We start from the raw sequence: 11,391 nt of genomic DNA on the forward strand, positions 1-11,391 counted from the left end.
GATGTCTGGAGGAGCTGTTGACAGCCGAAGCGCCCCCGTTGGGAGAACTCGAAGCCGTCCGGCCGTACCCGGCCCGAACCGGTCCCAAAGGGAACCTTGTCTACAAACTGATCACCACGACCGATCACAAGCTGATCGGCATCATGTACTGCGTCGCCTGCTTCATCTTCTTCTTCGTCGGCGGCCTGCTGGCGCTGCTGATGCGCAGCGAGTTGGCGCAGCCCGGCATGCAGTTCTTGTCGAATGAGCAGTTCAACCAGCTGTTCACCATGCACGGCACGATCATGTTGCTGTTCTACGCCACCCCGATCGTGTTCGGCTTCGCGAACCTGGTGCTGCCGCTGCAAATCGGCGCGCCCGACGTGGCGTTCCCCCGGCTGAACGCCTTCTCGTTCTGGCTGTTCCTGTTCGGCGCGCTGATCGCGATCGGCGGCTTCATCACCCCGGGCGGCGCCGCCGACTTCGGCTGGACCGCCTACACCCCGCTGACCGACGCCATCCATTCGCCCGGTCCGGGCGGTGACCTGTGGATCATGGGTCTGGCGGTGGCCGGCCTGGGCACCATCCTGGGCGCGGTCAACATGATCACCACCGTGGTGTGCATGCGCGCGCCCGGGATGACGATGTTCCGCATGCCGATCTTCACCTGGAACATCCTGGTGACGTCCGTCCTGGTGCTGATCGCCTTCCCGCTGCTGACGGCTGCGCTGTTCGGGCTGGCCGCCGACCGGCACCTGGGGGCGCACGTCTACGACCCGGCCAATGGCGGAGTCTTGTTGTGGCAGCACCTGTTCTGGTTCTTCGGCCACCCCGAGGTCTACATCATCGCGCTGCCGTTCTTCGGGATCGTGACCGAGATCTTCCCGGTGTTCTCCCGCAAGCCGATCTTCGGCTACACCACGCTGGTGTACGCGACGCTGTCGATCGCCGCGTTGTCGGTCGCCGTGTGGGCGCACCACATGTTCACCACCGGAGCCGTTCTGCTGCCGTTCTTTTCGTTCATGACGTATCTGATCGCGGTGCCGACCGGGATCAAGTTCTTCAACTGGATCGGCACAATGTGGAAGGGGCAGTTGACCTTTGAGACGCCGATGCTGTTTTCGGTCGGCTTTTTGATCACCTTCCTGCTGGGTGGCCTGACCGGTGTGCTGCTGGCCAGCCCGCCGCTGGACTTCCACGTGTCCGACACCTATTTCGTCGTCGCGCACTTCCATTACGTGCTGTTCGGCACCATCGTGTTCGCCACCTATGCCGGGATCTACTTCTGGTTCCCGAAGATGACCGGCCGGCTGCTCGACGAGCGGCTGGGCAAGCTGCACTTCTGGTTGACGTTCATCGGTTTTCACACCACGTTCCTGGTGCAGCACTGGTTGGGCGACAAGGGCATGCCGCGCCGCTACGCGGACTACCTGTCCACCGACGGCTTCACCGCGCTGAACGTCGTCTCGACCATCGGGGCCTTCACCCTGGGCGCGTCGATGTTCCCGTTCGTGTGGAACGTCTTCAAGAGCTGGCGCTACGGCGAGGTCGTCACCGTGGACGACCCGTGGGGATACGGCAACTCGCTGGAGTGGGCGACCAGCTGCCCGCCGCCGCGGCACAACTTCACCGAACTGCCCCGTATCCGCTCCGAGCGTCCGGCGTTCGAGTTGCATTACCCGCACATGGTGGAGCGGATGCGCGCCGAATCCCATGTCGGGCGCGCCCACGGGCACGAAGGCAAAGACGTCACGCGGATCGACGACGTCAACGTCCGCAGCTGACGGTTTGGGGTGAGCACACCTCCTAAGGTGTCGGTGCTGATCACCGTCACCGGCGTGGATCAGCCAGGTGTGACGTCGGCGCTGTTCGAGGTGTTGTCCCGACACGGCGTCGAGCTGCTCAACGTCGAACAGGTGGTGATCCGGGGCCGGCTCACCCTGGGCGTGCTGGTGTGTTGCCCACCGGAAGTCGCCGACGGCACGGCGTTGCGCGACGATGTCGCAACGGCGATTCACCGGGTGGGCCTCGATGTCACGATCGAGCGCAGCGACGACGTGCCGATCATCCGGGCACCGTCCACCCACACCATCATGGTGCTGGGCCGGCCCATCACCGCCCAGGCGTTCGGCGCGGTGGCCCGCGAGGTGGCCGCCCTGGGCGTCAACATCGACCTGATCCGCGGCGTCTCGGACTATCCGGTCACCGGTCTGGAGCTGCGCGTCTCGGTGCCGCCCGGCGCCGAAGCCGAACTGCAGACCACCCTGACCCGGGTGGCCGGCGAGGAGGGCGTCGACGTGGCCCTCGAGGCCTACAGCCTGGACCGACGGGCCAAGCGGCTCATCGTCTTCGACGTCGATTCGACGCTGGTGCAGGGCGAGGTCATCGAGATGCTGGCCGCGCGCGCGGGGGCGCAGGGCAAGGTCGCGGCGATCACCGAGGCCGCGATGCGCGGCGAGCTGGATTTCGCCGAGTCCTTGCAGCAGCGCGTCGCCACCCTGGCGGGGCTGCCCGCCACGGTCATCGACGAGGTCGCCGACCAGCTGGAGCTGATGCCCGGCGCCCGCACCACGCTGCGCACGCTGCGCCGGCTCGGTTATCACTGCGGGGTGGTCTCCGGCGGCTTCCGGAAGATCATCGACCCGCTGGCCCACGAGCTGATGCTGGACTTCGTCGCCGCCAACGAGCTGGAGATCGTCGACGGGGTGCTCACCGGCCGCACGGTCGGGCCGATCATCGACCGGGCCGGCAAGGCCAAGGCGCTGCGCGACTTCGCCGAGCAGGCCGGCGTGCCGATGGAGCAGACCGTCGCCGTCGGCGACGGCGCCAACGACATCGACATGCTGGCCGCCGCCGGACTGGGCATCGCGTTCAACGCCAAGCCCGCGCTGCGTGAGGTCGCCGACGCGTCGCTGAGCCATCCCTACCTGGACACCGTGCTGTTTCTGCTCGGGGTGACGCGGGGCGAGATCGAGGCGGCCGACGCGGTCGACGGGGTGGTCCGTCGTGTCGACATCCCGCCCGACTAACCGCGCGAGCAGACGCATAACCCCCTATTTCGCGCCCAGAATGGGGGCTTTTGCGTCTGCTCGCCCGGGGTACGGCACGATGGTCGGGTGCCCGAAACCGGACTCGAAACGGCCGACCCCGATCTGCTGATCGACCTGCGCAAGGTGTCGCTGCGACGCGGAGGCAACGTGCTGGTGGGGCCGCTGGATTGGGCGGTCGAACTCGACGAACGCTGGGTGATCATCGGCCCCAACGGGGCCGGCAAGACATCGCTGCTGCGCATCGCGGCGGCGATGGAACACCCGTCGTCGGGCGCCGCCTACGTGCTCGGTGAGCGGCTGGGTCGGGTCGACGTCAGCGAGTTGCGGGCTCGGATTGGGCTGAGTTCCTCGGTGCTGGCGCAGCGGGTGCCCACCGACGAAGTGGTGCGCGACCTGGTGGTCTCGGCCGGATATTCGGTGCTGGGCCGATGGCGGGAGCGCTACGAGGACGTCGACTACCGACGAGCCATCGACATGCTGGAGAGCCTGGGGGCCGAGCACCTGGCCGACCGCACGTACGGGACGCTGTCCGAGGGCGAGCGCAAGCGCGTGCTGATCGCCCGCGCCCTGATGACCGACCCGGAACTGCTACTGCTCGACGAGCCGGCCGCCGGGCTGGACCTGGGCGGGCGCGAGGAACTGGTGGCCAGGCTGGCCGATCTGGCCGCCGACCCCGACGCGCCCGCGCTGGTGCTGGTCACCCACCACGTCGAGGAGGTGCCGCCGGGCTTCAGCCACTGCCTGATGCTGTCGGAGGGCCAGGTGGTCGCCGCGGGGTTGCTGCCCGACGTGCTGACCGCCCAGAATCTGTCCGCCGCGTTCGGGCAGGAGATCGCCCTGGACGTCGTCGACGGCCGCTACTTCGCGCGGCGAGTCCGCACCCGCGCAGCCCATCGGAGACAACTATGACCGAACCTTTCGAACCGCTACCCGCGCGTCCGGCCGCGACCGTGATGCTCATCCGCGACGCTCCCGGGGGCCTGAAGGTCTTCCTGATGCGCCGCCACTCCAAGATGGAGTTCGCCCCCGGCACGATGGTGTTCCCCGGCGGCGGCGTGGACGACCGCGACCGCAACGCCGAGATCGCCTGGGCCGGGCCGCCGCCGTCGTGGTGGGCGGAGCGGTTCGGCATCGAATCCGGGCTGGCCGAGGCGCTGGTGTGCGCGGCGGCGCGGGAGACGTTCGAGGAGTCGGGGGTGCTGTTCGCCGGGCCCGTCGACGATCCCCACGGCATCGTCGGTGACGCCTCGGTCTATGGCGACGCCCGCCGCGCGCTCGCCGACCGGACGCTGTCGTTCGCCGACTTCCTGCGCACCGAAAATTTGGTGCTGCGCTCGGATCTGCTACGGCCGTGGGCGAATTGGGTCACCCCCGAAGCCGAACGCACCCGCCGCTACGACACCTACTTCTTCGTGGCGGCCCTGCCGCAGGGTCAGCGCGCCGACGGCGACAACACCGAATCCGACAGTTCCGGATGGGCCTGGCCCCGGGACGCCATCGCCGACTTCGAGGCCGGACGCAACGTCCTGCTGCCGCCGACCTGGACGCAGCTGGACGCGCTGGCCGGCCGCACCGTCGCCGACGTGCTGGCAGTCGAGCGACAGATCTCGCCGGTGCAGCCGCTGCTGGAGAAGCGCGGCGACAACTGGGTGTTCGAGTTCTTCGACTCCGACCGCTACCACGCGGCGCGCCAGGCGGGCGGCGCGATGGAATGGCCGCTATGACAAGCGAATTCGTGTCCACCGTGGTCAGCGACGGCTCGCGGGATCCCGGGCTGGCCATGTTGCTGCTGTCGCGACCGCCGACCAACGCGATGACCCGGCAGGTCTACCGCGAGATCGCGGCCGCGGCCGCCGAGCTGGGGCGCCGCGACGACGTCGCCGTGGTGATCCTGTTCGGTGGCCACGAAATCTTCTCGGCCGGCGACGACCTGCCCGAACTGCAGACGCTGAACCCGGCCGAGGCCGACACCGCGGCCCGGGTGCGCCGCGAGGCGATCGACGCCGTCGCGGCGATCCCCAAGCCGACGGTGGCCGCGATCACCGGCTACGCGCTGGGCGCGGGCCTCACGCTGGCCCTGGCCGCCGACTGGCGGGTCAGCGGCGACAACGTGAAGTTCGGCGCGACCGAGATCCTGGCCGGCCGGGTGCCCGGAACCGACGGAATGGCCCGGCTGACCCGGGTGACCGGCGCCAGCAGGGCCAAGGAGCTGGTGTTCAGCGGGCGCTTCATCGACGCCGAGGAAGCCCTGGCGCTGGGCCTCATCGACGAGATGGTGGCCCCCGACGACGTCTATGACGCCGCCGCCGCGTGGGCACGCCGGTTTCTCGACGGCCCGCGCGATGCGCTGGCCGCCGCCAAGGCCGGCATCAATTCCGTCGACCGTTAGGCTTGGCCCCCATGACGAGGAGTTCGAAGATCCCCGCTGACGCCGCTCCGAATCCGCATGCCACCGCCGAACAGGTGGAGGCCGCACGGCACGACAGCAAGCTCGCCCAGGTGCTCTACCACGACTGGGAAGCCGAGACCTACGACGAAAAATGGTCGATCTCCTATGACCAGCGCTGCGTCGACTACGCGCGGGACTGCTTCGACGGCGTCGTGCCCGACGACGTCCTGCGCGAGCTGCCCTACGATCGTGCTCTCGAATTGGGTTGCGGCACAGGGTTTTTCCTGCTTAACCTGATCCAGTCCGGCGTCGCGCGGCGCGGGTCGGTGACCGACCTGTCGCCCGGCATGGTCAAGGTCGCCACCCGCAACGGGCAATCGCTCGGGCTGGACATCGACGGCCGGGTCGCCGACGCCGAGGGCATCCCGTACGACGACGACACCTTCGATCTGGTCGTCGGGCACGCCGTGCTGCACCACATCCCCGACGTCGAGCTGTCGCTGCGCGAGGTGATCCGGGTGTTGCGTCCGGGTGGCCGGTTCGTGTTCGCCGGCGAGCCCACCACCGTCGGCGACGGCTACGCCCGCACGCTGTCCACCCTGACCTGGCGGGTGGTCACCAACGCCACCAAGCTGCCCGGCCTCACCGACTGGCGGCGCCCGCAGGGCGAACTCGACGAGTCGTCGCGCGCGGCCGCGCTCGAGGCGCTGGTCGACCTGCACACCTTCACCCCGGGCGAGCTGGAGCGGATGGCTACCAACGCCGGCGCGACGCGGGTGCAGACCGCCACCGTGGAGTTCAGCGCCGCGATGCTGGGCTGGCCGCTGCGCACGTTCGAGTGCGCCGTCCCGCCCGAGAAGCTGGGCTGGGGCTGGGCGAAGTTCGCGTTCAACAGCTGGAAGACGCTGAGCTGGCTGGACGCCAACGTCTGGCGGCGGGTGCTGCCCAAGGGCTGGTTCTACAACGTGATGATCACCGGGACCAAGCCGTCCTGACCTTCAGCGTCGACGACGTCAGGTACCTCTCCTCGGAATCCGGTGCCGAGGCGTTGGCAGCGGTCGCCGAGTTCGAGCTGACCGACGCGACCCGCATCGCCGATATCGCCGCAGTGCGGGCGCGATTCGGTGACCGCGCGCCGGCGCTGGTGGAGACGACGCTGCTGCGCCGCCGGGCGCCGGAAAAGCTGGGGGAGCTGGAGGTCGCCGGCTGGCTGTTCACCGACGAGGCGCTGCAGCAGGCCACCGCGGCGCCGGTGGCCCTGCACCGGGCCCGCCGGCTGGCCGGCCGCGTCGTGCACGACGCGACCTGTTCGATCGGCACCGAGGTGGCCGCGTTAGCCCGGTGCGCCGTCTCGGCGCTGGGCAGCGACATCGATCCGGTGCGGTTGGCGATGGCGCGCCACAACCTCGGGCACTGCGCTCGCCTGTGCCGTGCCGACGCGCTGCACCCGGTCACCCGCGACGCGGTGGTCCTCGTCGACCCGGCTCGCCGCCGCGGCGGGCAGCGGCGCTTCAGGCCGGACGACTATCGGCCCGGCCTAAGTCAGGTGTTGGACTGTTATGACGGCCGGGATATCGTCGTAAAGTGCGCTCCCGGAATAGATTTCGGCTATCTGGACCGGCTCGGCTTCGGCGGCGAGATCGAGGTGACGTCGTATCGCGGCTCGGTGCGCGAAGCGTGCCTGTGGTCACCCGGCGTGGCGGGGCCGGGTGTGCGCCGGCGGGCCAGCATCCTCGATACCGGCGAACAGCTCACCGACACCGATCCCGACGACTGCCCGGTGCGGCCCGCGGGCCGATGGATCGTCGACCCGGATGGGGCGGTGGTGCGGGCCGGCCTGGTGCGCCACTTTGCGGCCCGGCACGGACTGTGGCAACTTGACCCCGCCATCGCCTATCTGTCCGGAGACCAACTGCCGTCGGGGATGCGCGGCTTCGAGGTGCTCGAGCAGCTGGCGTTCGACGAGCGCCGGCTGCGCCGGGCGCTGTCGGCGCGGGATTGCGGCGCGCTGGAGATCCTGGTCCGCGGCGTGCGGGTGGACCCCGACGCGCTGCGCCGACGGCTGCGGCCGCGCGGCAGCCAACCCCTGTCGCTGGTCATCACCCGCGTCGGCGCCGGCCCCGCCGGCCACGCGGCGGCCTACGTTTGCCGGGCTTCGCGCTAAGCCCCGGTACGCTGGCGGCGGTCATTTCTTAAGGGGGACGATGCGTTACCTGATAGCGGCGGCGGTGCTGACCGCCGCGGTTCTAGTGAGCGGGCCGGCGGCTCATAGTTCGGCCGCGCCGCCCACCTGCGCCAGCCTGGGCGGCACCATGGCGGACGCCCAGACCTGCCGTCTGCGCACGTCGACGCCCAGCTACACGCTCACCATGACGTTTCCCACCGACTATCCCGACGAACAGGCGCTGACCGACTACATCACGCAAAACCGCGACGGGTTCCTCAGCGTCGCCCAGAGTTCCGGGAGCCGTGATCAGCCCTATCAGATGGAGGCCACCACCGAGCAACACAGCTCGGGCCAGCCGCCGCACAACACCCGCAGCGTGGTGCTCAAGTTTTTCCAGGACCTCGGCGGCGCGCGCCCGACCACCTGGTACAAGGCGTTCAACTACAACCTGGGCGCCAAGGCGCCCATCACCTTCGACACTTTGTTCGCGCCCGGAACCACGCCGCTGGACAGCATCTTCCCGCTGGTGAAAAACGAGCTGCAGCGGCAGAACCCGCTGGGCGCGGCGATATTGCCGTCGACCGGCCTGGACCCGTCGCACTACCAGAACTTCGCCATCACCGACGATCAACTGATCTTCTACTTCGCCCCGGGTGAGATGCTGCCGGCCTTCGCCGGTGCCGCCCAGGCCGCCGTGCCGCGCAACGCCATCCCGCCGCTGGCGCTCTAGGAGACCGGGCCGGCCTGAAACTCCATGGCCACCGCGCCGACGCCCAGCGCCAGCTGCGCGGCGCACCCGATGAGCGGGACGACGAAGGCGAGCCGGTGGCGAACGAGCCGCATGATGGCGACGACGAGGGTGGCGACGAAGACCGCACCGCCGGCCCCGAGCCCCAGCCACATGGCCCGGCCGATCCAGGCGGGGTCGCCGCACGGCCGGGAGCCGCCGCACGGATCGGTGACCATGACGAACAATCCCAGCAGCGTGTACGTCGCCACCCACAACACGCCGTGGACAATCACCACCACGATCGTGCCGACGATGTCCGCCGCCCGGCCTGCTGGGGTGTCGTTCGGCATCACACCAGTATTGCCGTCAGGCCGGCGAGAAACCGTAGACCTGGCCGTCGCTGGTGGCGGTCACCACCCGGCGGTCGTTGGCCACCGACACCCCGACCGGATAGCCGGTGGCCGCCGGCAGTGCATAGCTGTTGATCGTGTGCCCGGTGGCCGGATCGAACACCAGCAACGACATGCCGTTCGGATCGCCGGCCACGGTGTAGCCGACGCCCGCGCCGGCCAGGCTCGACGTCGACAACGGCGCGACGTCGTCGCGGCGCCAGATCTGCTCGGCATGGTCACCGGCGTCGCGGAACGCCGTCAGCCGGGTGTCGGGCCCGCCCCCCGCCACGATCAGGCCCTGCGGCGTCACCGCCGGCGGCGTCTGCGCCAGAAACCCAAGCGGCACTGACCATTTCGGTTTGCCGTCGGCCGTGTGCAGCGCCCACAACCGTTGGTCGCGGCCGTTGACGTAGACGGTCGACCCGTCCGCGGACAACACCGGACTGGCCAGCACCCCGGCGCCGACGGCGTCGCTGGTCCACTCGCGGGCCAGCTCGGTCTGCGCCGAGCGGTACTTCAGCCCGACCAGCGTCGCGGCCGCGGCGCCCGGCTGCCAGACCCCCAGCACCACCGTGCCGGTGGCCGGCGAGTAGGCGGGCGCGGCCGCGACCGGGCAGCCCTGCCGGGCCGGCGCGCAATCGGCCAGCCCGCGCGTCGCATCGGCGGGATCGACGCCGTCCACCAAATCGACCGCGGTGCCGACTACCTCGCCGCGATGGGCATCGAAAATCAGCACCTGGCCCAGGTGGGTGGCGACCAGCAGGCGGCCGCCGCCCAGAAACCGCGGGGTGGAGGGCATCCCGATCACCGGCTTGCGCCAGCGTGTCCACTGGGTCGGGGGAAACGACAGCAGCGCCCCCGGCTGGCCGACGTAGAGGTTGTCGAAGCCGTCGAACAGCGGACCGCCGAAGCCGCCGCCCTGGACCAGCCGCACACACCAGCGTTGTCGCCCGTTGTCGTTGTTCTCCCACTCCATGAACGAGCATCCGGCGGGGGTTTGCGCATTGAGCGCGAGCCAGCCGCGCGAACCCAGCGCCGGCCCCGCCGCCAGGCTTCCCTTGACCGAACGCGTCCATTGCAGCGTCAGCTTGGTGGCGCCGGTGGTCGTGGTGTAGCTGCTATTGGACGCGTCGCCGTACTGCGCCGACCAGCCTTGGGCGGCCGACGCGTCCACCCACGAGTCGGTGTTGCCGCAACCACCCAGCCCCACCGTCAGCACGATTGCGGAAGCAATCGTCAGCAGTCGGGCAAGCACCGAGTGAGGGTAACCCGCCGCGACTCGCGCGAACCTGATTGCCTGCGCGGCTCGCGGTCGCGTTAGGCTTTGCGGCCATGACGAGCATGTGGGGGGCGCCGCTGCACCGCCGCTGGCGGGGTTCCATGCTGCGCGACCCACGCCAGGCCAGGTTCCTGACGCTGGCGTCGCTGAAGTGGGTGCTGGCCAACCGGGCCTACACCCCGTGGTATCTGGTGCGCTACTGGCGGCTGCTGAAGTTCAAGCTGGCCAACCCGCACATCATCACCCGTGGCATGGTGTTTCTCGGCAAGGGCGTCGAGATTCACGCGACACCGGAACTGGCGCAGCTGGAGATCGGCCGCTGGGTGCACATCGGGGACAAGAACACCATCCGGGCGCACGAGGGCTCGCTGCGGTTCGGCGACAAGGTGGTGCTGGGCCGCGACAACGTCATCAACTGCTACCTCGACATCGAGCTCGGGGATTCGGCGCTGATGGCCGACTGGTGCTACATCTGCGACTTCGACCACCGCATGGACGACATCAACCTGCCGATCAAGGACCAGGGCATCGTCAAGTCCCCGGTGCGAATCGGGCCGGACACCTGGGTCGGGGTGAAGGTGACCGTGCTGCGCGGCACCACGATCGGACGCGGCTGCGTGCTGGGCTCGCACGCGGTGGTCCGCGGCGACATCCCGGACTATTCGATCGCGGTCGGGGCGCCGGCCAAGGTGGTCAAGAACCGGAAGCTGTCCTGGGAGACTTCGGCCGCACAGCGCGCCGAACTGGCCGCCGCCCTGGCCGACATCGAACGCAAGAAGGCCGCCCGCTAATCAATTAGGGCGTCGGCTGGTCGTCGACCTTGAAGTCGAAGTTGACGTCGCCGGCGTCGACGTTGGTGACGTTCACCGAGATGCCGTACTTCTGGCCCTGGTCGCTGAGTTGGCAGCGCAGGGTCGCGCCCACGGTGCCCTTCAGGTTGTCCGGGCAGGTCACCGAGTCGGGTTTGCGGCCCACCTGCTGGGTCAGTTTGTCGCTGATGATGCCGGCCACCTGGTTCTTGTCGACGGTCTCCACCATGTCGAATTTGACGTCGCTGCCGTTGACGCTGGTGACCGTGACATTGACGTTGAAGGTCTGGTTCTTGACCTTCATCTCGCAGTTCAGCGTGGCGCCGACGGTGGCGACCAGGTCGGTCGGACAGGTCACCGAGTCGGGCTTGTTCCCCGCCCCGTCCGTCAACTTTTGGGTGATCTGGTTGGCGACATCGCCCTTGGGCACCGATTTCGCTCCGACCGAGCACGAGCAGGCCCCGGCGCTGGCCATCAGGCCCACGGCCGCGCCCGAGATCAGCAATGTCCGAACGATCGAGCGGGCCATATCGCCTCCTGGCGGCTGTCGACAACTGTGAATCGGCTGATATTTACATGCCAACCAGCTTCGGGTA

General features: G+C 69.1%; 11 protein-coding genes and 1 pseudogene. 9 read left to right on the forward strand and 3 right to left on the reverse strand.

The annotated features are described in order from the left end of the window. Positions 1 to 17: 17 nt before the first annotated feature. From ctaD to G6N66_RS06945, 8 genes and pseudogenes are all read left to right on the forward strand, one after another. Positions 18 to 1,763: an aa3-type cytochrome oxidase subunit I gene (gene ctaD / locus G6N66_RS06910; protein ID WP_085232248.1), complete on the forward strand. Its 1,746-nt coding sequence runs from the start codon at positions 18 to 20 to the stop codon at positions 1,761 to 1,763. A 9-nt stretch (positions 1,764 to 1,772) separates the two neighbouring features. Then, positions 1,773 to 3,008, forward strand: coding sequence for a phosphoserine phosphatase SerB (serB, locus tag G6N66_RS06915; protein WP_085232247.1), 1,236 nt, complete (start codon positions 1,773 to 1,775; stop codon positions 3,006 to 3,008). 87 nt (positions 3,009 to 3,095) lie between these two features. Further along, the gene (locus G6N66_RS06920) at positions 3,096 to 3,938 is read left to right on the forward strand and encodes an ABC transporter ATP-binding protein (RefSeq protein WP_085232246.1); all 843 of its coding nucleotides are present in this window, start codon (positions 3,096 to 3,098) and stop codon (positions 3,936 to 3,938) included. Beyond that, entirely contained in the window at positions 3,935 to 4,753 is an 819-nt protein-coding gene (locus G6N66_RS06925) for an NUDIX hydrolase (RefSeq protein WP_085232245.1), read from the forward strand. Before G6N66_RS06920 ends, G6N66_RS06925 begins: the two co-directional genes overlap by 4 nt. Further along, a pseudogene (locus G6N66_RS06930) lies at positions 4,741 to 5,409 on the forward strand (enoyl-CoA hydratase); the annotation flags it as partial. The gene G6N66_RS06925 and the pseudogene G6N66_RS06930, both read left to right, overlap by 13 nt. A gap of 20 nt (positions 5,410 to 5,429) precedes the next feature. Further along, complete coding sequence (locus tag G6N66_RS06935; protein WP_085232243.1) at positions 5,430 to 6,413, forward strand: class I SAM-dependent methyltransferase; 984 nt, start codon at positions 5,430 to 5,432, stop codon at positions 6,411 to 6,413. Further along, the gene (locus G6N66_RS06940) at positions 6,410 to 7,582 is read left to right on the forward strand and encodes a class I SAM-dependent methyltransferase (RefSeq protein WP_085232428.1); all 1,173 of its coding nucleotides are present in this window, start codon (positions 6,410 to 6,412) and stop codon (positions 7,580 to 7,582) included. The genes G6N66_RS06935 and G6N66_RS06940 overlap by 4 nt, the downstream gene beginning before the upstream one ends. Positions 7,583 to 7,622: 40 nt before the next feature. Beyond that, positions 7,623 to 8,315 carry an esterase gene (locus G6N66_RS06945; protein ID WP_085232242.1) on the forward strand — a complete coding sequence of 231 codons (693 nt, stop codon included), beginning with the start codon at positions 7,623 to 7,625 and terminating at the stop codon, positions 8,313 to 8,315. On the opposite strand, the gene G6N66_RS06950 is transcribed toward G6N66_RS06945, so the two are convergent. Further along, a complete protein-coding gene (locus tag G6N66_RS06950) occupies positions 8,312 to 8,665 on the reverse strand; it encodes a hypothetical protein (RefSeq protein ID WP_085232241.1) in 354 nt (117 codons plus the stop codon). The two genes, G6N66_RS06945 and G6N66_RS06950, sit on opposite strands and share 4 nt — an antisense overlap. Positions 8,666 to 8,681: 16 nt before the next feature. Beyond that, positions 8,682 to 9,962 (reverse strand): PQQ-binding-like beta-propeller repeat protein, encoded by a 1,281-nt coding sequence (locus G6N66_RS06955; protein WP_085232240.1) that lies wholly within the window; start codon positions 9,960 to 9,962, stop codon positions 8,682 to 8,684. A 77-nt stretch (positions 9,963 to 10,039) separates the two neighbouring features. Between G6N66_RS06955 and G6N66_RS06960 the strand changes: the two genes are divergently transcribed. Then, complete coding sequence (locus tag G6N66_RS06960) at positions 10,040 to 10,777, forward strand: acyltransferase (protein ID WP_085232239.1); 738 nt, start codon at positions 10,040 to 10,042, stop codon at positions 10,775 to 10,777. Between the two features lie 4 nt (positions 10,778 to 10,781). On the opposite strand, the gene G6N66_RS06965 is transcribed toward G6N66_RS06960, so the two are convergent. Continuing rightward, positions 10,782 to 11,324 (reverse strand): anti-apoptotic protein, encoded by a 543-nt coding sequence (locus G6N66_RS06965; protein ID WP_085232238.1) that lies wholly within the window; start codon positions 11,322 to 11,324, stop codon positions 10,782 to 10,784. Positions 11,325 to 11,391: the final 67 nt, after the last annotated feature.

Source organism: Mycobacterium conspicuum (genome assembly GCF_010730195.1).
In the GTDB taxonomy this organism is placed as follows: domain Bacteria; phylum Actinomycetota; class Actinomycetes; order Mycobacteriales; family Mycobacteriaceae; genus Mycobacterium; species Mycobacterium conspicuum.

Bases quoted from the DNA above. Each gene is read 5' to 3' on its own strand.
- G6N66_RS06925 (WP_085232245.1), top strand. From the start codon at position 3,935: ATGACCGAACCTTTCGAACCGCTACCCGCGCGTCCGGCCGCGACCGTG.
- G6N66_RS06950 (WP_085232241.1), bottom strand. From the start codon at position 8,665: ATGCCGAACGACACCCCAGCAGGCCGGGCGGCGGACATCGTCGGCACG.
- G6N66_RS06935 (WP_085232243.1), top strand. From the start codon at position 5,430: ATGACGAGGAGTTCGAAGATCCCCGCTGACGCCGCTCCGAATCCGCAT.
- G6N66_RS06965 (WP_085232238.1), bottom strand. From the start codon at position 11,324: ATGGCCCGCTCGATCGTTCGGACATTGCTGATCTCGGGCGCGGCCGTG.
- G6N66_RS06945 (WP_085232242.1), top strand. From the start codon at position 7,623: ATGCGTTACCTGATAGCGGCGGCGGTGCTGACCGCCGCGGTTCTAGTG.
- G6N66_RS06960 (WP_085232239.1), top strand. From the start codon at position 10,040: ATGACGAGCATGTGGGGGGCGCCGCTGCACCGCCGCTGGCGGGGTTCC.